The 18555-nt window shown below is 61.4% G+C and carries 19 protein-coding genes; 10 read left to right on the top strand and 9 right to left on the bottom strand.

Annotated elements, in window-relative coordinates; translation table 11 throughout:
* Window positions 1–4: 4 nt before the first annotated feature.
* Window positions 5–1567, top strand: a complete 1563-nt coding sequence (locus QA637_RS02990) for a helicase HerA-like C-terminal domain-containing protein (RefSeq protein ID WP_283063331.1) — start codon at window positions 5–7, stop codon at window positions 1565–1567.
* A gap of 81 nt (window positions 1568–1648) precedes the next feature.
* Complete coding sequence (locus tag QA637_RS02985) at window positions 1649–1861, top strand: alkylphosphonate utilization protein (RefSeq protein ID WP_153442153.1); 213 nt, start codon at window positions 1649–1651, stop codon at window positions 1859–1861.
* A gap of 109 nt (window positions 1862–1970) precedes the next feature.
* On the opposite strand, the gene QA637_RS02980 is transcribed toward QA637_RS02985, so the two are convergent.
* Complete coding sequence (locus QA637_RS02980; protein ID WP_283063329.1) at window positions 1971–2393, bottom strand: organic hydroperoxide resistance protein; 423 nt, start codon at window positions 2391–2393, stop codon at window positions 1971–1973.
* 113 nt (window positions 2394–2506) lie between these two features.
* Here QA637_RS02980 and QA637_RS02975 point away from each other — a divergent pair, with 113 nt between their 5' ends.
* Both QA637_RS02975 and QA637_RS02970 read left to right on the top strand, forming a co-directional pair.
* Complete coding sequence (locus tag QA637_RS02975; protein ID WP_283063328.1) at window positions 2507–2983, top strand: MarR family winged helix-turn-helix transcriptional regulator; 477 nt, start codon at window positions 2507–2509, stop codon at window positions 2981–2983.
* Window positions 2984–3096: 113 nt separating this feature from the next.
* A protein-coding gene (locus QA637_RS02970) for an IS630 family transposase (protein WP_153441515.1) occupies window positions 3097–4045 on the top strand; the annotation gives its coding sequence in 2 pieces (ribosomal slippage) (window positions 3097–3432 and window positions 3434–4045; 948 coding nt in all).
* A gap of 218 nt (window positions 4046–4263) precedes the next feature.
* Here QA637_RS02970 and QA637_RS02965 read toward each other — a convergent pair.
* Together QA637_RS02965 and QA637_RS02960 are read right to left on the bottom strand one after the other, a co-directional pair.
* Entirely contained in the window at window positions 4264–5046 is a 783-nt protein-coding gene (locus QA637_RS02965; RefSeq protein WP_283063327.1) for a L,D-transpeptidase family protein, read from the bottom strand.
* Between the two features lie 369 nt (window positions 5047–5415).
* The gene (locus QA637_RS02960; RefSeq protein WP_283063325.1) at window positions 5416–7749 is read right to left on the bottom strand and encodes an EAL domain-containing protein; all 2334 of its coding nucleotides are present in this window, start codon (window positions 7747–7749) and stop codon (window positions 5416–5418) included.
* A 270-nt stretch (window positions 7750–8019) separates the two neighbouring features.
* On the opposite strand from QA637_RS02960, the gene QA637_RS02955 reads away from it, so the two are divergent.
* On the top strand, window positions 8020–8679 hold the full coding sequence (locus tag QA637_RS02955) for a glutathione S-transferase family protein (protein ID WP_283063324.1): 660 nt from the start codon (window positions 8020–8022) through the stop codon (window positions 8677–8679).
* A 73-nt stretch (window positions 8680–8752) separates the two neighbouring features.
* Here the strand turns inward: QA637_RS02955 and QA637_RS02950 are convergent, their stop codons facing one another.
* Window positions 8753–9676, bottom strand: a complete 924-nt coding sequence (locus QA637_RS02950; protein ID WP_283063322.1) for a LysR substrate-binding domain-containing protein — start codon at window positions 9674–9676, stop codon at window positions 8753–8755.
* 90 nt (window positions 9677–9766) lie between these two features.
* Between QA637_RS02950 and QA637_RS02945 the strand changes: the two genes are divergently transcribed.
* Both QA637_RS02945 and QA637_RS02940 read left to right on the top strand, forming a co-directional pair.
* Window positions 9767–9961, top strand: coding sequence for a hypothetical protein (locus QA637_RS02945; RefSeq protein ID WP_283063320.1), 195 nt, complete (start codon window positions 9767–9769; stop codon window positions 9959–9961).
* A 56-nt stretch (window positions 9962–10017) separates the two neighbouring features.
* Window positions 10018–10380, top strand: a complete 363-nt coding sequence (locus QA637_RS02940) for an MmcQ/YjbR family DNA-binding protein (protein WP_283063318.1) — start codon at window positions 10018–10020, stop codon at window positions 10378–10380.
* A gap of 46 nt (window positions 10381–10426) precedes the next feature.
* Here the strand turns inward: QA637_RS02940 and QA637_RS02935 are convergent, their stop codons facing one another.
* Window positions 10427–11047, bottom strand: a complete 621-nt coding sequence (locus QA637_RS02935; protein WP_283064851.1) for a glutathione S-transferase family protein — start codon at window positions 11045–11047, stop codon at window positions 10427–10429.
* 126 nt (window positions 11048–11173) lie between these two features.
* The gene (locus tag QA637_RS02930; RefSeq protein WP_283063317.1) at window positions 11174–11545 is read right to left on the bottom strand and encodes a DUF4406 domain-containing protein; all 372 of its coding nucleotides are present in this window, start codon (window positions 11543–11545) and stop codon (window positions 11174–11176) included.
* Window positions 11546–11638: 93 nt separating this feature from the next.
* On the opposite strand from QA637_RS02930, the gene QA637_RS02925 reads away from it, so the two are divergent.
* The gene (locus QA637_RS02925) at window positions 11639–12388 is read left to right on the top strand and encodes a DeoR/GlpR family DNA-binding transcription regulator (protein WP_283063316.1); all 750 of its coding nucleotides are present in this window, start codon (window positions 11639–11641) and stop codon (window positions 12386–12388) included.
* Window positions 12389–12445: 57 nt separating this feature from the next.
* Here the strand turns inward: QA637_RS02925 and QA637_RS02920 are convergent, their stop codons facing one another.
* Window positions 12446–13453 (bottom strand): asparaginase, encoded by a 1008-nt coding sequence (locus QA637_RS02920; RefSeq protein ID WP_283063315.1) that lies wholly within the window; start codon window positions 13451–13453, stop codon window positions 12446–12448.
* A gap of 71 nt (window positions 13454–13524) precedes the next feature.
* Between QA637_RS02920 and QA637_RS02915 the strand changes: the two genes are divergently transcribed.
* A complete protein-coding gene (locus QA637_RS02915) occupies window positions 13525–14262 on the top strand; it encodes a DUF3750 domain-containing protein (RefSeq protein ID WP_283063314.1) in 738 nt (245 codons plus the stop codon).
* 297 nt (window positions 14263–14559) lie between these two features.
* Here the strand turns inward: QA637_RS02915 and QA637_RS02910 are convergent, their stop codons facing one another.
* Window positions 14560–15567, bottom strand: coding sequence for an NAD(P)H-quinone oxidoreductase (locus QA637_RS02910; RefSeq protein WP_283064850.1), 1008 nt, complete (start codon window positions 15565–15567; stop codon window positions 14560–14562).
* Between the two features lie 239 nt (window positions 15568–15806).
* On the opposite strand from QA637_RS02910, the gene QA637_RS02905 reads away from it, so the two are divergent.
* The gene (locus tag QA637_RS02905) at window positions 15807–16604 is read left to right on the top strand and encodes a sulfite exporter TauE/SafE family protein (protein WP_283063313.1); all 798 of its coding nucleotides are present in this window, start codon (window positions 15807–15809) and stop codon (window positions 16602–16604) included.
* A gap of 85 nt (window positions 16605–16689) precedes the next feature.
* Here the strand turns inward: QA637_RS02905 and QA637_RS02900 are convergent, their stop codons facing one another.
* Window positions 16690–18510 carry a GGDEF domain-containing protein gene (locus tag QA637_RS02900; RefSeq protein ID WP_283063312.1) on the bottom strand — a complete coding sequence of 607 codons (1821 nt, stop codon included), beginning with the start codon at window positions 18508–18510 and terminating at the stop codon, window positions 16690–16692.
* Window positions 18511–18555 lie beyond the last annotated feature (45 nt).

Here is an 18555-nt window from a genome sequence, read left to right as displayed (position 1 = left end):
CCACATGCTGCAAGAAGGCAAGCTCTATATCGGAACCAGCCGCAAGCCGGACGATTCGATCAACAAGGGCGAATATCTGGAGCTGAAATTCGGCAACCGCCACGGGTTGATCACCGGCGCAACCGGCACCGGCAAGACTGTGACGCTGCAGATCCTCGCGGAAGGATTTTCCAATGCCGGCGTTCCGGTCTTCTGCGCCGACGTGAAAGGCGACCTTTCCGGCATCGGCGCGATCGGCGAACAGAAGGATTTCCTCCTCAAGCGTGCTGAGCAAATTGGCCTTACGCCATACGAATTCCAGGAATTTCCGGTGATCTTCTGGGACCTCTATGGCGAGAAGGGCCACAGGGTCCGCACGACCATGTCCGAGATGGGACCGCTGCTGCTGTCGCGCCTGATGAACGCCACCGATGCGCAGGAAGGCGTGCTGAACATCGCCTTCAAGATAGCCGATGAAGGGGGCCTGCCGCTCCTCGACCTCAAGGACCTGCAGGCGCTGCTCAATTACATGGGCGACAATGCGAGCGAGCTTTCCAACCAGTTCGGCTTCATCTCCAAGTCCTCTGTCGGCTCGATCCAGCGCGAGCTGCTGATTCTCGAGCAGCAGGGCGCGGAGCACTTCTTCGGCGAGCCGGCACTGAAGATTACCGACATCATGCGCACGACCAATGACGGGCGCGGCGCGATCTCGGTGCTTGCCGCCGACAAGCTGATGATGAACCCCAGGCTCTATGCGACCTTCCTGCTTTGGCTTCTTTCCGAGCTTTTCGAGGAACTGCCGGAAGTCGGCGATCCCGACAAGCCGAAGCTGGTGTTCTTCTTCGACGAAGCGCATCTGCTCTTCAACGACGCGCCGAAAGTGCTCGTCGAGCGCGTCGAACAGGTGGTGCGCCTGATCCGGTCAAAGGGCGTCGGCGTCTACTTCGTGACTCAGAACCCGCTCGATGTGCCGGAAACGGTGCTGGCGCAGCTCGGCAACCGTGTCCAGCATGCGCTGCGCGCCTATTCGCCGCGCGAACAGAAGGCGGTGAAGACCGCCGCCGACACCTTCCGTCCCAACCCGGACTTCAACTGTGCCGAGGTGATCACCAATCTCGGCACCGGCGAAGCGCTGGTTTCGACGCTCGAGGGCAAGGGCTCGCCTTCCATGGTCGAGAGGACCCTGATCCGCCCACCGGCATCGCGCCTTGGTCCGCTGACGGAGGCCGAACGGCAGAAGGTCATCGATGTCAGCCCGGTGCGCGGGCTCTATGACGAGGATTTCGATCGGGAATCGGCTTACGAGCTGCTCGCCAAGCGCGCCGCGAAGGCTGCCGAACAGGCCGAGGCCGCAAGACAGGCGGAAGAACAGACTCAAGAAGGGACGTCCGGCGGCAGCCGCTGGACCCTGCCCGGATTTGGCGACGACGAACCGGCGGCGCCCTCCGGCAAGCAGGCGCGGCCGCGCTCATCCGGCTATCAGCGCGAAACCATCGTCGAGGCGGCGATGAAGTCCGTTGCCCGCACGGTTGCAACGCAGGTCGGCCGCGCCCTGGTGCGCGGCATCCTCGGCAGCCTGAAGCGATAGCACCGCAGCGAACAGGCGAGCGGCCCCCGCGCCTGCGGGGTCGAACCAGACTGCATTCTTGCGACCCAGAAAGGATTGACGATGGAAGTCAAGGATTCGAACGGCGCCGTCCTCAAGGACGGCGACAGCGTCACGCTGACCAAGGATCTGAAGGTGAAAGGAACCTCCACCACGCTGAAGCGCGGCACGCTGGTGAAGGGCATTCGCCTGACCGACGATCCGGACGAGGTCGAATGCCGGGTCGAAAAGATCAAGGGACTGGTGCTGCGCACCGAGTTCCTCAAGAAAGCTTGAGGCGCCGATCCCTTCGTTCGGTCCGCGTGCCTGCAAAGACGCAGCCGCCAATATTCGAAGCCCGGGTGAATGCCCGGGCTTCAGTGCATGTAGGCTCTCGCCTTTTGCTTCAAGCCACCGTCAACTTCACGTCGACATTGCCCCTGGTCGCGTGGCTGTAGGGGCATACGATATGAGCCTTCTGCACCAGGTCCTCAAGGACGGCCTTGTCCACGCCGGGCGAAGTGACCTCAAGCGCCGCATCGATGTAGAAGCCCGTGCCGTCGTCGCGCGGGCCGATCCCGACCGTGCCTGTCACTTTCGTGTCTTCCGGAAGTTTTACCTTTTCCTTGCCGGCAACGAATTTCAGCGCGCCGAGGAAGCAGGCGGAATAACCGGCAGCGAAGAGCTGCTCCGGATTGGTGCCGCGCGCGCCGTCGCCACCAAGCTCCTTCGGAACAGTGAGGGAAATGTCGAGGACGCCATCGGCGCTCTTGGCCTGGCCGGCGCGGCCGCCAGTCGCGGCGGCGGTGGTGCGATAGAGGATAGGCATGGCAGTCTCCTTGGGTGATCATTGTCAACACGCATTCCATATCGCAAAATTAAATTGCACGCAAATTAATTTTGCAAATTGCATTTTGGCCGTGAATTTGCGACAATGCGATCATGACGACTAAGCCGGCAAAATTTGAGGCAACATCCGATGAGATGCTGACGCTGGGCCAGCAACTGTGTTTCGCGGTCTATTCGGCCGGACACGCCTTCAACCGCACCTATAAGCCGCTGCTTGACCGCTTTGGCCTCACCTATCCGCAATACCTTGTACTGCTCGCGCTCTGGCAACACGACAAGATGACGGTGAAACGCATCGGCGAGGAAATGGGCCTCGATTCCGGCACGCTTTCCCCCCTGTTGAAGCGGCTGGAAGCCGCCGGCTACGTGAGCCGGCTCCGCGATCGCGAAGACGAGCGGCAGGTGATCGTCAGCCTGACGGAAAAGGGGCGGAAGCTGAAGGCGGAAGCCTTCGTCATCCTCGCCGACATCAGCAAGGCGACCGGATGCACCCTGGAGGAGGTCCGCGAGTTGCGCGAGGCGCTGCAGCGCCTGACCCAACGACTGACCAGCAGTCAGCAGGAAAACTGACCAGCTGGCTGGAATTGCTCTAGAGCGGTTCCGGTTTTGACTGAATCGGAGGGGATTCCGTTTTAGTCCGTTTTGTGATTCAAGATGCTGGCTGGAGCGGAGGCCAGCATCCGATGACGCGACCTCTTTCGAACGATCTTCGTGAACGTGTTGTTGGCGCCATTTCGGCGGGGGAAAGCTGCCGATCGGTGGCGGCTCGTTTCGGCATTGCCGTATCGTCGGCGGTGAAGTGGTCTCAGCGCTATCGTTCGAACGGGTCCGTGGCGCCCGGCAAGATGGGCGGCCACCGCAAGCATGTGCTGGAGCCGCACCGTGCGTTCATCGCGGAGCGGATCAACCAGACGCCGCATTTGTCGCTGCACAGGCTGAAGGAAGAGCTGGCGGCGCGTGGGGTGAAGGTGTCGCACGATACGGTCTGGCGGTTCCTGCGCCGCGAGGGGTTGCGGTTTAAAAAAAACGCTGTTCGCCCTTGAGCAGGCCCGTGCCGATATTGCCCGCCGGCGGCAACGCTGGCGCTCCTGGCAGTCCGGTCTCGATCCGAGACGGCTGGTGTTCATTGACGAAACCTGGATCAAGACCAACATGGCGCCGCTCTATGGCTGGGGGCCACGAGGCAAGCGCCTGCGCGGCTTTGCCCCGCACGGCCACTGGCGCACGCTGACCTTTGTCGGCGCTTTGCGCCACGACCGGCTGGCAGCGCCTTGCGTCTTCGACGGACCGATCAACGGTCGGTGTTTCCGCGCCTATGTCGAACAACAGCTCGTGCCCGTGCTCGAACCCGGCGACATCGTCATCATGGACAATCTCGGCTCGCACAAGTCGGCGGCCATCCGGCAGATGATCCGAGCCGCCGGCGCGCGGCTCTGGTATCTCCCGCCATACTCGCCCGATCTCAATCCGATCGAGCAGGCCTTCGCCAAAATCAAACACTGGATGCGGGCGGCTCAGAAGCGAACCGTCGAGGAGACATGGAAATACCTCGGCAGCCTTGTCCCCTCACTCCAGCCCGACGAATGCAGCAACTACTTCGCCAACGCCGGATATGCTTCTGTCAAAACCTGAAACGCTCTAGACTAAAGCGCGTCGCGTTCAATCGGACACATGCGACGCACTTTACAGTGCCGCGCGTCCAATCGGACGCGCTAAGGTCGCTGTAACAATTTGAATGGCTGCATGATTTTGTCCTTAAATCGATTCCGATTTAAGGAATCATGCAGTAGGCCATTGCATTTATGCATGTCGTTGTCCCAAAACCGCTGCATACTTTTGGGCGACATGCATTAGATCACGAGGATCGGCGCCTTGCCGCGGACGCGGTCGTAGAGATCCATCACATCCTGGTTGAGCATGCGCACACAGCCGGAGGAAACAGCCTTGCCGATAGATTGCCACTCCGGCGTGCCGTGTACGCGATACAAGGTGTCCTGGCCGTTCTGGAAGATATAGAGCGCGCGTGAGCCGAGCGGATTGTTCAAGCCGGGCTGCATGCCGCCTGCGCTTTCCGAGTAGCGGGCGAGCTCCGGCTGGCGTTCGATCATCGTACCCGGCGGCGTCCAGCGCGGCCACTTCTGCTTCCACTGAATGACGCCTCGTCCCGACCAGGCGAAGCCCTCACGACCGAGGCCGACGCCGTACCGCATGGCCCTTCCGCCCGGCTGGACCAGATAGAGAAAGCGATCGGCGGTGTCGACCACGATCGTGCCCGGCTGCTCGCCGAACGGGTCGTCGACTTCCTGACGGTAAAATCGAGCGTCGATCTGCTGATAAGGCACCGCCGGGACCAGATAGCCGCCATCGTCCACTGCGGCATAAATTTGCGAGTAGTAAGGGTCCTGCGGCGGCAGGCCGGTCGGCAGTGCCGCTTCCTCGACGGGCCCTTCCAGCAAAGCTCCGGTACGCGGATCGATCCAGCGTCCCTCCAGCGCCGGATTGCGGTAAACCGGCATGGTTTGCTGACGGAAGCGGTCGGTGTTCATCGACGACGTGCAACTCGCAAGCCCGGTCGAAACGATTGCGAGTGCGGATGTTCGAAGAAATTGGCGGCGGGAAAAGATGGGAGGCATCGAACTCTAGCAGGTTGTATGCGAGCAGAAGGGGCGCGATCCGCATCCGCGACTCACACCTCCCCGCTCCGGGCCAGACCTACTGCATGATTCCTCAAATCGGAATCGATTTGAGGAGAAAATCATGCAGCGATTCAAAGTGCTACAGCGACCTTTGCGCGTCTCAAAAGACACGCGGCGCTGTGGATCACGATGATCCTGGAACCAAAATCATCGCGGTCTATTCTCAAGTCGGAATGTAAGCGGAATGGTCTTAATTTTCCCTCGCCTCTCCGTCGGTCACCGCATCTACGGCTGGAACGAAACTTATGTCAGCAAACTTCCAATCACAATCGCGGCATCGTACTCCGCAAGCCACGCCACCGCCACTCAGATACAGTCAGCGTGGAGCCCGGGCTGGCCAAGCAGCGCCTCGAAATCACGGGCGACAAGCGGCGGGCTGAAGAAATAGCCCTGGATCTCATCACAACCGCTTTGCCGCAGGAAATCGACCTGCGCCTCCGTTTCCACGCCTTCGGCGATGACCCGCAGACCAAGATTCTGCGCGAGCGAAATGATCGCCGAGGTGATGGCCTTGTCGTCGTCGTCGACAGGAACGTCCTCGACGAACGAGCGGTCGATCTTCAGCCGTTGCACCGGGAATCGCTTAAGAGCGCTGAGGCTCGAATAGCCCGTCCCGAAGTCGTCGATTGCAAGGTGCACGCCGATCGCCTCCAACTCGTGCATCGTCGCGATCGCGCCGGGCACATCCTGCATGATCAGGCTCTCGGTCAGTTCGAGTTCGAGATAGCGAGCCTCCAGGCCGGTTTCCGCAAGCACCGCCGCCACGCGGGTCGCCCAGTTGCGCTCGAGGAACTGCCGGGCGGAGACATTGACGCTGATGATCAGCGGCGGTAGGCCGGCATCCTGCCAGGCCTTGCACTGACGGCATGCGGTTTTCAGAACCCAATCGCCGATCGGCACGATCAGGCCGGTTTCCTCCGCCAGCGGGATAAAGGCACCGGGCGAAATCACCCCTTGCACCGGGTGCTGCCAGCGCAACAATGCCTCTGCCGCGAAGATGCGGCCGCTTGCAAGGTTCATCTGCGGTTGGAAATGCAGAAAAAATTCGTCGCGGGCGATCGCCTCGCGCAGTTCCTCCTGCCGCAAGAGCTTCTCATGCGCCTTGGCCGCCATCTCTTCGGTGAAGACCTGCAGGTTGTTGCGCCCGAGCTCCTTGGCGCGGTACATCGCGGCATCGGCATTGGCAAGCAATTCGCTGACGGTCCGGCCCTGATTGGGAAAGCAGGCGACGCCCATACTGCAAGTCACCCGCAGGCTGCGGCCGCTGAGTTGTACCGGCGCAGCAATGGCCGCGCGGATTTCCTCGAGGCGCGACAGGACGACGTCGCGCTCCGTCGGCACGCCGTTGAGGAGCAGTATGAACTCGTCGCCGCCGACCCGTACGACCATGTCGGACTTGCGCACTGCCGCGCGCATGCGCTCGGAAACCGCCTTCAGCAACTCGTCGCCGGCCGTATGCCCGAGACTGTCATTGATGAGCTTGAAATTGTCGAGGTCCAGAAAGGCGAGCACTGCCCACTGATCGCGTCCGCGAATCGCCTCGATCATGCCGGCCACCTGCTCCTCGAACAGGACGCGATTGGGAAGGCCCGTCAGCGCATCGTGATGCGCCATGAAGCTTATTCTGTCTTCGGCTCGTTTGCGTTCGATCGCGATTCCGGCGAGGTACGTCGCCGTGGCGATCAGCTCCTTCTGCTGCTCGCTCGGGACGCCGGCCTCCTCGGAATAGAGCGCGAAAGTTCCGAGCACCTTGCGGTCGTGAGCGTGAATCGGCGTCGACCAGCAGGAACGGAAGCCGTAGGGCTTCACAACATCGGTGTAGCCTTCCCACAACGGATCGGCGAACACGTCCGCAACGATTACCTGCTCGCCGCGCCAGGCGGCCGTTCCACACGAACCGACCCTCGGACCGATCTCGACTCCATGGATCGTGGCACAAAACACCTCGTCCAGGCTCGGGGCAGCGCCATGCAGAAGATGCCGCCCGTCCTCGGAGAGAAACAGGATGGAACCCTTGGTGCCCGGCAGCAGCAATTCGATCAGCAAGATGAGGTCGGTGAAGAACTGATCGAGCGGCTTGCCCTTTGCGATCATCTCCAGCAGCCGCGCCTGACCTTCGAGCAGGCGTTCCGCCGCTTTTCGATCGCTGATATCACGCGAAACGCCGACAACGCCGACGATCTTGCCACTCTTGTTGCGCAGCGGCACCTTGGATGTCATCAACCAGCGATCGCGCCCCTTCGTGACGATCGCGCGCTCCTCTATCCCGAAGATCGGTTCGCCGGTCTCGATCACGCGCTGTTCCACGTCGGCGATCGCCTGTGCGGACTCCGCCGGGTGCAGGTCGAAATCCGTCTTGCCGACGAGATCCTGAAGACTCGTAAGCCCGTTGTCTGCGACGGTGACCTCATTGGCGATGAGAAAGCGGCCCTTCGTGTCTTTGGCAAAAATATAGTCCGGGACGTGATTGATCATCGTCTCCAGCCAATAGTGGCGATCGGCTATGTCAGGCTCGGAAGGAAAAATGCGCGCCACCTCGTCCGCCAGCCGATTGCCGGCGTCGATCAGCCGGCGCGTCTCCACGTTGTCTCCGGCATTGAGGGCGGCATAGCGGGTATTGCGGGACGTTTTCCTTGCCAAGCAAAGCCTCCGGAAGAGCAACGCCAACATATTGCGGATCGATCCGGTCTCCGGTCTAGCTAATAGAGGTTATGCTTCTCTAAATTTTGCGGGAAAAAAGCGTCTCAAGGTTGCATGCCGGGCACGGTCGCCGCAACAGGTACGACCCGAAGGAGCGCAGGGGCTGCGTTTCATCAAGAGATTTCATGAGCGACATCAACCGAGGACGCTTCTGCCGGCCCCGGCAATCGCCTATTGAATGCGCATCACAACGGTCGGGAGGAAGCCAGAATGCTGACAATTTACGGAGTTTATCGTTCGCGCGCATCGCGCAACTACTGGATGGCGCGCGAGCTTGGCATTCCCTTCACGTCCGTACCGGTGATTCAGGCGCGCCGCGTCGCCGATCCGCTCGCCGCCGATGCACCGCTCAACACCAGGTCGCCGAGCTATCTCGCGATCAATCCGATGGGCCTCATCCCCGCTATCGATGACGACGGTCTGGTCCTGACGGAGTCACTCGCCAACAATCTCTATCTCGCGCGCAAATATGGCGGTCCTCTCGCGCCGGCCGATCTCCGCGAGGACGGACAGATGGGCAATTGGACGATGTGGGCGGCGACGGAGGTGGAGCCGCATGCGGTCAAGATCGTTCTCGCTTATGACAACGGCATCGAGGACACGCCCGAGGGTCAAGCGCGCATTGCTGCTTGCGCCAAGTCACTTCAGAAAGCCTTCGCGGTTCTCGAAGCGCACCTCGATAACTGCGATTACGTCGTCGGCAACCGCTTCACCGTCGCCGATCTCAACCTTGCCGAGGTCTTCCGCTACACGATGACCCAGACCGCGCTGTTCGACCGGCATCCGCGCATCAAGGCGTGGCTTGCGCGTTGCCAGTCGCGCCCCTGCTTCATCGCCATGATGGAGGAGCGCCTGAAGGAGCCGGAATAGGATCGCCGAGCTTCGTCATTTGACGCAACCCGGACGGAGAACCGTTACACACTTTTCCTGGAATTGCTTGCGCTCACTTGCCGAGATAGCTCGAAACCTTGGCGTCGAGCAGCCGCATTCCCTCTTCGACCTCATCGCGCACCCAGCGCTTGAAAGCCGCGGCGGCCTTACTCTCGCGCCGGGATCGCGAATGCACGAAATAATGGCCGAAGCCAGTCTTCGCCCGGATACCAAATGGCGCAACGAGACTGCCTTCGGTCACGGCATAACCGGCAAGGGTTTGCCAAGCGAGCATGACGCCCTGTCCGGCAATCGTCGCATCGAGTGCGAGCGAGGCTTCGTTGAACGTGTGGCGTACGGTCATTTCGGAGCCCGACAGGCCGGCCTCCTTCAACCACACTTCCCAAGTGAACATCGAGTGACCGTCGATCACCGCCGGCAGATTTAGAATATCTGCAGGCGCGCGCAGGTTTCCAGCCATGTTCGGCGAGCAGACGGGGAAGATCTCCTGTTCCAACAGGAGTTCGGCATGCACACCCGGCCAGTCACCAGTGCCAACGCGGATGCCGACATCCACGTCGGAAGTGTCGAGGTTCACGAGGGTGGTCGTCGCATCGATCCTCAGCCGGATATCCGGATGCCGCTCGGCAAAACGGTTCAATCGGTAAACCAGCCATCGGGCTGCGAAAACCGGGGCCACTGAGATCGTCAGCACCGATTCATCCCGGCGACGCGCCGATGCCACCGTATCGGCAAGTTCGCCGAAAGCGCTTGACAGACGCGCGAGGAACAGGCGTCCGAAGTCCGTGGCGACGAACCCGCGCGAGGTGCGCTCGAACAGTGTGCGGCCGAGTTGCGCTTCCGTCTTGGTAATCTGCTGGCTGACGGCGCCGGTGGTGACGCCGAGTTCTTCCGCGGCACTCGCCAGCGAGCCTAGCCGCCCGGCCGCTTCGACCGCGCGCAGGCCATTGAGATGAATGGCATTCAGCTCCCTCATATAGTTTTTCTAAACCGCGTCGCCGGCAATCTCAATTGAAATCTTGCCGCAACGGGCGGATGCTCAGGAGCATCGAAAGGATGATCCGCCATGCTGAAGATTCTATCGATATTCAACCGTGCCGCATCGAACCCAGGCAATCGAGTCGAAACATTGCTCAACTGGCAGCGCGATCCGCTGCAGCATCCGGACGTCGCCCGCATGGACGAACGCGAACTGGCCGATCTGCCGTTTCCCGGCTGGCCATGGCCGCGCGCTGTCGGCGAACATTGCGACTGTGCCTGATCTGAAGGTATCTTTGGCCGCACTGCGATAGCGCAACGCAGAGGCGATGGTGAGACATGAGCGATGATCTCGAACGCTCCTTCGAGCGCGTGCGGCGGCTGGCGGAGGCGGCAGGACTCCCGGAAACGACGGTCGGCACGTCCTATGGGACACCGGCTCTGCTCGTCAAAGGCAAGAGCTTTGTCCGGATGAAAGACCCGCACACACTGGTGGTCATGTGCGCGCTCGAAGAAAAGGAGATGTTGATGGAACTCGATCCATCGCTTTTCTTCGAGACCGATCACTACAAAGGCTGGCCGGCGATGTTGGTGAGACTCGCCCCAATCGACGACGAAGCATTGACGCAAAGACTGATCGCCGCCTGGCGGGAAAAGGCGCCGAGGCGCCTTGCAAGCCGCTTCGACGCCAAGTCGAACTGAACTTGAAATTCGGCCGCTCGAAAGCCGTTACACACTTCTCCTGAAATTAGGCCTGTACCGCAGCGAGGATCTTGGCAACGGCCGGCCGTGCGACCATGCGGTTGCGGTGGTCGAGAACTTTCGGGAAGCGCCCCGGATCGACACCATCGCCCTCCAGCCAATTGGCGATCGTGAAGAGATAGGGATCAGCGATCGTATAGTTCTCGCCCATCACGAAGGGGCCGGCAAACATCTTGCTTTCGATCAGCGCGAAGCAATCGCCCATGTTCTGCGGCACCTTGGCCTTCATTGCCTCATGCGCCGCCGGATCGTCCGCCCATCTCGGGCCGCGCCGAGCATGGGCATGGGCGACGTGCACCGTCGAGCAGAGATAACTCAGGAACGACTGCAGCCTTGCAAACTCGAACGGATCGTCGAGGGGAGCAAGCCGCTTCTCGGGAAAACTCTGGGCGACATAGGCGAGGATTGCCGGCGTTTTCGTCAGGATCCCGCGGTCGGTCACGAGCGCCGGCACCCGTCCCTTCGGATTGATCGCGAGATATTCGGGAGTGGTCTGTTCGGCCTTCGCGAAATCGACGCGACGGGCTTCATAGGCCGCTCCGGCCTCCTCGAGCGCAATGTGTGAGGCGAGCGAACAGGTTCCGGGCGCGTAAAACAGTTTCAGCATCATTCTGCCTCCCGTGATGGTGTTGCGGCGCGGTGCCGCAAGTTCGCCAGCAGAGAAAATGAAATTGCTGCTGTTTACAAGGCCTCTGAACGCCCGGCCTGTCGCAATCCGCCCCACCCTTCCATATCACGGGGCTACCGTTCCCGCACAGCCCGGCACGTCTTCGAGCCGGTAGTAGACTGGAATGCCGCGCTCGCGGGCGATGCGCACATCGTTGTCCGCGCCTTTGGACTCGCCCGGCAACCGCAGGACTGCGTCGCAGAGCGCAAGCAGACGGTGGGCAACGGGATGGAAGATCTCCTCATAAAGGTCGTCGCCCACTCGGCTTCCGCCGGCGGCATGCCACACGGGCAAGGCCACCCATTCCCCGATCATTGGCACGTGCCCGGCCTTGAAGAGCGCATAGGACGGCTCCTCTAGACGCTCCAAATTTTCCGCCATTTTTGCCGGGTCGTCACCCGTGCCCGAGCGATAGGGGCCCGCAATGAGAATCAACATAGCCATCCTCCACGTTATTACACGAATTTTCCTGATATTCCTGGAGTATCGTGATATTTCGTGCAATATCGTGAATGAGTCAAGGAGGAATCGATGCTGACGACGCAAAGACGGGCGATGATCTCGGCAAGGCTTGCCCGCGATGGGCAAATTGTCGCCAAGACGCTTGCGGACGAACTCGGGCTTTCGGAAGACACGATCCGCCGCGACCTCAGGGAAATGGCGGTAGAGGGCCTGCTCAGGCGGGTTCACGGCGGAGCCCTGCCTCTGGCGCCGCCGCTCCCGGATTTCGCCGCACGCCAGGCGATCGCCAGCGACCTCAAGCGCCGACTCGGACGACGAGCGGCTGACCTCGTCAAACCCGGGCAAACGGTCTTTCTGGATGGCGGCACGACCAATGCCGAAATCGCTCGTGCTTTGCCGCGGGACATGCGGGTCACGATCATCACGCACAGCCCGACGATCGCCGCGGAGTTAGAGCGTCACGACGCCGAGGTGATCCTGATCGGCGGCAGGCTTTACAAGCATTCGATGGTGGCCACCGGCGCGACAACAGTCGCCGCGATCAAACAGATCCGCGTCGATATCTTTTTCCTTGGCGTCACCGGCATTCATCCGGCGCAGGGGCTTTCGACCGGAGACTACGAGGAGACGGCGATCAAGCGCGCGATCGCCGACCAGGCGGCGGACACCTACGTGCTCGCAACTCCTGAGAAGTTCGGCGCAGCCTCTCCTTACCGCATCATGAGCGTCAGCGAACTTGCCGGGCTCATCGTCCACGCGGAGACGCCTGCCGAAGCCCTGTCGCCCTATCGTGATTGCACGGCTTTGATCGTTGCCTAGATCATTGAGCTTACGCAATCCGGATGGAAAACCGCTACGCACTTTTCCTGGAATTGCCTAGGCGGAAAGAGCTTCCGTCACGCGCACGTCGCCCACATGGATGCCGTTCCAGTTGCGCATTGAATGGTTGGCTTGTGCCATCAGCGCCGTTTGGACCTGAGGATCATCGGCGAAGAGCCGCGCAAGCGTCGCGGTCACCATCGCCTCGGCGGCGCGGGTCGTCCCGTCTTCGCATTTGACCGCGATGGCGATCCCCTTCTCCGGGATCGCCGCACAGAAGACGCCTTCGGCGCCGGTCTTGGCAAAAATGCGGCCCGGCGCAGTCTTCATCAGCCGCGTGCAGGCACGCTTGGTACCCGCGACGTAGAAGGGCTCGGCCATGCAGGCCTCGATCAGCCGCCTGGAAGCGCGCGCCCGCTCGGCCGCAAGCCCTGCCCCCGTCGCCATTTTGGCGAAGCCATGGGCAAGCCCGTTCAAGGGCACGGCATAGGTCGGGATCGAGCAGCCGTCGACCCCGCAATTGTCGCGCGCAAGGATTGCACCCGTCAGGCTTTCCATGACGCCGCGGATTTCCTGCTGGATCGGATGGTCGTAGCCGACATAGCCGCGAACCTCCGTGCCCGAATGACAGCAAGCGCAGACGAAGCCCGCATGCTTGCCGGAACAATTGTTATGCAAGGCGCTCGGCCCCTCGATCGAACGAGCCTGCCCGATTAAGGTCTTCTGGTCGAAGGACCAGTGCGCGCCGCATTCGAGCGCATCGACATCCCGACCGGCCGCCGCCAGCATTTCAGCCGCAAGCGCGACATGTTCCGGCTCGCCGGAATGCGAAGCACAGGCGAGCGCCAGCGCCTTGGCGCCGAACCCGTAGGCGTCCGCCGCGCCGCTTTCGACCAGCGGCAAAGCCTGCATGGCCTTGCACGCCGAACGCGGGAAGATGGCAGCGTCCGTATCGCCCAATGAAAACACGGTGTTGCCGTCACCGTCGACAACGATGACCGTGCCGCGATGGCGGCTTTCGACTAGATTTCCGCGAGTTACTTCGACCAGGACGGGATTAGACATGCTTGCCCTCAAATTTCCTCTTTCGCCTCTGCATTTATCAGGAATCCGACCGCTGGGAACCGGGGGGTGCGATGAAATTCATCCGCAAGCTGCTTGTCGCCTTTATGATCATCTACCTGCTTCCGGCGCTAGCCTCGGCTGGCTGGTGGTACATGAAGGAGAGGCCGCAGAGCTGGCGGGACGCGGACTGGTCGTCCGCCGGCCTTCTCCCCAAAGCGGCTGTAAGCCCCGAGGCCGCAGTTTATATCCTCTCGGCAACGACCGGCGGCATGAAGGGCGCCGTCGCCAGCCATGCCTGGATCGTCACAAAGGAAGAAGGAGCGCTGGCCTATGCCCGATACGAAAAGGTCGGCTGGGGCAAACCTATCCGTAAGAACGCCTACCAGGCCGATGGCCGCTGGTATTCGAACGAGCCGCGCATCGTCGCGATGATCAAGGGAGAGCAGGCGCAGCGCCTGATCCCTAAAGTCGAGCAAGCGATTGCCGATTACCCCTATTCCTCGCCCGGCACTTACAGGCTGTGGCCGGGACCGAACTCCAACACCTTTGTCGCGCACGTTCTTCGTTCGGTACCCGAGCTTGACGCCGTACTGCCGCCGAACGCCGTCGGCCGCGACTACCTGCCTGAGGGTAAACTTTTTCAGATCGACGCCGATGGCCGCGACCTGCACGCAACGCTCTACGGGCTCGCCGGAATCTCCGCCGGCTGGCGAAGCGGGCTGGAACTGCATTTCATGGGATTGGTGGCTGGGTTCGACATCGTACGGCCCGGCATCAAGATACCGGCGCTCGGGCGCTTCGGGATCTGACCCGGGTTCCAGCGCTTCCTGAGAACAAAAAGGAAAAGGGCCGCGTCAGCGACCCTTCCATGAGCATTTGGCCTGTGACGGCCCGGGCTTTTCCAGCCCAAGGAAGGCGGGTATCAAGCCGAGGGCTGCCTCGACTCCTTCACCTCTCCCATGCCTGTCACGAGGTCCGAAATCTCACTAGACATTGGATCACCTTCCTTTCTGTTCGTTGACGTTACAACAAACGTAAGTCATTCCCGCCCGAATACAAGACCGACCATCGTCGAAGGCATCGATCGGAGGATTGGACAAGAACTCCTAGGATCTGCCCATGGTCATCACGATCTTGCCGATGTGATCGCCTTCTTCCATCAGGCGATGGCCATCGGCGACCCTTTCGAAGGGTAGAATCTGATGGATGACCGGCGCCACGGCGCCTCCCTCCAGCAATGGCCAGACCTTTGCCGCAAGTCCGTCGCGGATTGCCTGTTTTTCCGCGGATGTGCGCGGGCGAAGCGCGGACCCCATGATATGCAGGCGCTTCGTCAGGATCGGCCCGATATTGGCGCCCTCCACGCGCGCGCCACCCAGGAACGCGATGATCGACAGACGGCCATCCCTGGCGAGCGAACCGATATTGCGATCGAAGTAGCGCCCGCCGACCATGTCGAGGATGACGTCCACCCCTCGCCCACCTGTCTCGTCAAGCGCAACGGCCTTGAAGTCTTCCTCGCGATAGTTGATCGCTCGCTTCGCCCCGAGTGCCTCGCAAGCCCTGCACTTCTCGGCGCTACCGGCGGTCACCAGAACCTCGGCGCCGAAGGCTTTGGCGAGTTGGATTGCGGTGGTGCCGATACCGCTCGATCCGCCATGGACCAGGATCGTTTCACCCGCCTTGAGCCCTGCCATATCGAAGACGTTGGCCCAAACCGTGAAGAACGTTTCCGGCAGCGCCGCCGCCTTTGTCGCATCATACCCCTTTGGCCAGGCGAGAGCCTGTGTCGCCGGCAGCGCGCAATATGCCGCATAGCCGCCGCCATTGGCGAGCGCGCAGACCTTGTCCCCGATCGAGAAGCCGGTTATGCCCTCGCCCATAGCAACGACCTCGCCGGCCACTTCAAGGCCGAGGATCGGGCTCGCGCCCGGCGGCGGTGGATAGTCGCCCTTGCGCTGCAGCACGTCCGGCCGATTGATGCCGGCTGCCTCGACACGGATCAGGATATCGCCGGCTTTGACGTCCGGCAGCGGCCCGCGCGCCAAAACCATGTTTTCCGGGCCACCCGGGCCCGGCAGGTCCACATAGGTCATTTCAGTCGGAAGATTCATCTCAGTCGTCATGGCGGCATCCTCGCAAGCGGCATCCGTTCCGTTCTACCTATAGCTCGGTTGCAGCTCCGGAAAGGTCCCGGCGCGAGCTCACCCCAACTTCCGAAAGGAAGAAAGAACCATTTCCGGCCCCAGACGTTTCCGCGTCAGTGGCTTGGCGGCCTGATCCGACCAATGCAGGTGCGTGCTGATGGGTGGAACCGTTGGCGCCGTGCCCGTCAAAGCGGAGAGTGCGCCCTGTGGACGCCATCTGGAGCATAGATGCATCCGACATCTTCACCGTACATTTTGCGCTCTACATAGTGCTAGGCTTTGTGGCGCAGCTAATTGACGGCGCCCTGGGTCAGGCCTATGGCGTGATCGTTACAACAGCTTTGCTCGCAACGGGCAGTCCACCGGCCGTCGCCAGCGCCAGTACGCACGCCGCGGAGATTGTGACCACCGGGCTGGCGGGCGGCTCACACATCTGGCACCGCAACGTCGATTGGGGCTTTTCTCACGCCTGGTGCCGGGGGGGCGTTGTCGGCGGCTTCGCCGGCGCCTATGTGCTGACACAGGTGCCGGAAGATCCGGTCAAGCTTCTGATATCGATCTACCTGCTGGCGATGGCCGTGCTGATTGCCCGGCAAATCTACACCGGCGGGCGTGAGCGCGATCACAATATGCCGACCGCGCCGATCGGGCTTGCCGGAGGTTTTTTTGATGCGGTGGGCGGCGGTGGCTGGGGATCGTTCGTGAATTCCACATTGATCACCCGCGGAGAGAGCGCCCGCTGCAGCATTGGTTCCGCGAGCCTTGCAGAATTCTTTGTGACGATTGCTGTCAGCGCCACCTTCGTGTTGCAGCTCGACCTCGGAGGTTATGTGCTGGTCGTGCTTGGCCTGATCATAGGCGGCGCCGTGGCTGCGCCCCTGGCTGGCTGGATCAGCAAGACGCTGCCACATGGGGTGCTGGCGGCCATGGTGGGCCTGACCGTTGCCTCCCTGGCCGTCTATAACCTGATCTCAGTGAGCTCCGAGCTCTTCGCGGCCCCATAGCTCGCCGTGCTGTCGGCAGGATTACCGGCGATGAGCGGGAGCTGCTTAAGCTGCTGGCCAAGCGCAATCGAAAGGGCGTGTGGATCTACGATTCCGGCTGGACATATCCGTTGCCGTCCAGTTGCTCCAACACAAGACCGTCCAGGCTTGCCTTGGCGCGCGCCTTTATCTCGGCGATCCTCTTGCTCACCGTCTGGCTGTCGGAAAGGACGAAGCCTTCCGGCAGCACGAGAACCGCAATCGAGCAGCGCATCAGCGGAAAGTCCTTCGCGCCACCGTCGCGGCCATACCCGCTGATGCGCCCCGCCACCTGATGTTCCGGCGAATAAAGTTGGCGAACGTCCGAACGAAAGTCATCGACGAGGCGCATGAGGACGGCGCGGATTTCCCCTTCGTCGAGGCCGCTGACGCCGACGAAGAAATCGTCGCCGCCGACATGCCCCAGGAACTTCTCCTCGCCGATGAAGTGGCGTCTGAGCAAAGCGGCAAACAGCGTGATCGCCAGGTCGCCCTTCTGGAAGCCGTAGGTATCGTTGAAAGGCTTGAAGTCGTCGAAGTCGCAATAGCAGAAATAGCGCGTCACATCGCCGTCGAGGATCGCATCCTGCACATAGTCACGGATCGCGCGATTGCCCGGCAGGCCCGTCAGCGGGTTCTGCTCCTGCGCCGTCTTCAACTGTTTTTCGTTGATGATCTTCAGCAGCGACGAAGCGGATAGAATGCCGGCATAACGCATGTTTTCCGTCAGGATCACACAGTCGCTGCCGTCCATGCCGGCGAAGATTTTCAGCATCTCGTCGGCCGGCGTGTCGAGATCGGCGATCGGCGCGGGGCTCACGAAATGCGAGATACGGCGCTGATAAATGCGGTTCTTCAGAAGATCCCGGCCGAAGGGATGATAGATCATTTCCTTGACGTGATACTCGTGCAGGATGCCGCGCGGTTCGCCGTTGGCGTTCAGCACGGGAAAGAAAGCCTGGCGCGGATTGAGCCGGAACAGATCGAAGACGGATTCGAGTTCATCGCTTTCCCTGACGGCAGGGAGCTGTTCGATCTGTTTCCTGATCAGGATGCTGTCGAGCGTCGCGGAGGTGCGCCGTGCGGCGCCGCTCAGTTCCAGATGGGGATAAGCCGGCTGCAGTTCGCTTAAGTGTGTGGTGGGGCGGGCAATGAAATAACCCTGAACCAGATCGCAGCCGAGATCACGGCACGCGAGGAACTCGGCTTCCGTCTCCACGCCCTCCGCAATCACGCGCGTTCCGAGCACATGGGCCGTGTTTACCGTGTGGCGGACGAGGTGGCGCTTGCGCGGGTCCCGCTCGATGCCGGAGATGAAGTGCCGATCGATCTTGACGTAGTCGACGGGCTGGTCGCAGAGCAACTTCAAGCCGTTGAAGCCCGCACCGAAATCATCGATCGCAAGCTTGAAACCGGCAAGCCGCAATTGCCTCACCAGCGCGGAAAAATCCGGCATTTTGCCACTGTCGAAGCGCTCCGAAAGCTCGAAGCAGAGCGAAGACGGGGCAATGTTGGCGCGCTTGAGGTGGTTGACGAGGCGCTCGACGATATCGTCCTCGCCACCGACCAGCCTCGAATCGAAATTCAGGAAAAGGGTCCGTGCCGAAAAATCGGGGATCGTCGCGAAGGCGGCGACGGCGCGGCTGTTGATAAGGTGTTCGAGCGGCAGAAGCTGGCCCACCTCCTCCGCCTTGTCCAGCAATTCGAGTGGCGAGGCAAAGCCAAGACGCTGGAACCCGCGCATCAGCGATTCATAACCGAAGACGGCACCGGTCGTCGCCTCGACGATCGGCTGAAAGGCGTTCTCGATGACGAGCTTGGCAAGGGTGACAATCTGGTCGTCGCCGAAGCGGCGAAGCGAGAGGATTTCGGTGGGGGCGACGGACATGCCGGCTCCAGGATAAAGACAAACACACGCGCGCCAGCATCAAAG

The sequence above is a fragment of the Sinorhizobium terangae genome (genome assembly GCF_029714365.1).
Classification (GTDB): Bacteria; Pseudomonadota; Alphaproteobacteria; order Rhizobiales; family Rhizobiaceae; genus Sinorhizobium; species Sinorhizobium terangae.
This window is presented reverse-complemented; position numbering and strand designations above follow the sequence as displayed.

Excerpts from the sequence above, each read along its gene's own strand:
- QA637_RS02990 (WP_283063331.1), top strand. The coding sequence starts at position 5 with ATGCTGCAAGAAGGCAAGCTCTATATCGGAACCAGCCGCAAGCCGGAC.
- QA637_RS02985 (WP_153442153.1), top strand. The coding sequence starts at position 1,649 with ATGGAAGTCAAGGATTCGAACGGCGCCGTCCTCAAGGACGGCGACAGC.
- QA637_RS02980 (WP_283063329.1), bottom strand. The coding sequence starts at position 2,393 with ATGCCTATCCTCTATCGCACCACCGCCGCCGCGACTGGCGGCCGCGCC.
- QA637_RS02975 (WP_283063328.1), top strand. The coding sequence starts at position 2,507 with ATGACGACTAAGCCGGCAAAATTTGAGGCAACATCCGATGAGATGCTG.
- QA637_RS02965 (WP_283063327.1), bottom strand. The coding sequence starts at position 5,046 with ATGCCTCCCATCTTTTCCCGCCGCCAATTTCTTCGAACATCCGCACTC.
- QA637_RS02955 (WP_283063324.1), top strand. The coding sequence starts at position 8,020 with ATGCTGACAATTTACGGAGTTTATCGTTCGCGCGCATCGCGCAACTAC.
- QA637_RS02950 (WP_283063322.1), bottom strand. The coding sequence starts at position 9,676 with ATGAGGGAGCTGAATGCCATTCATCTCAATGGCCTGCGCGCGGTCGAA.
- QA637_RS02945 (WP_283063320.1), top strand. The coding sequence starts at position 9,767 with ATGCTGAAGATTCTATCGATATTCAACCGTGCCGCATCGAACCCAGGC.
- QA637_RS02940 (WP_283063318.1), top strand. The coding sequence starts at position 10,018 with ATGAGCGATGATCTCGAACGCTCCTTCGAGCGCGTGCGGCGGCTGGCG.
- QA637_RS02935 (WP_283064851.1), bottom strand. The coding sequence starts at position 11,047 with ATGCTGAAACTGTTTTACGCGCCCGGAACCTGTTCGCTCGCCTCACAC.
- QA637_RS02930 (WP_283063317.1), bottom strand. The coding sequence starts at position 11,545 with ATGTTGATTCTCATTGCGGGCCCCTATCGCTCGGGCACGGGTGACGAC.
- QA637_RS02925 (WP_283063316.1), top strand. The coding sequence starts at position 11,639 with ATGCTGACGACGCAAAGACGGGCGATGATCTCGGCAAGGCTTGCCCGC.
- QA637_RS02920 (WP_283063315.1), bottom strand. The coding sequence starts at position 13,453 with ATGTCTAATCCCGTCCTGGTCGAAGTAACTCGCGGAAATCTAGTCGAA.
- QA637_RS02915 (WP_283063314.1), top strand. The coding sequence starts at position 13,525 with ATGAAATTCATCCGCAAGCTGCTTGTCGCCTTTATGATCATCTACCTG.
- QA637_RS02910 (WP_283064850.1), bottom strand. The coding sequence starts at position 15,567 with ATGAATCTTCCGACTGAAATGACCTATGTGGACCTGCCGGGCCCGGGT.
- QA637_RS02900 (WP_283063312.1), bottom strand. The coding sequence starts at position 18,510 with ATGTCCGTCGCCCCCACCGAAATCCTCTCGCTTCGCCGCTTCGGCGAC.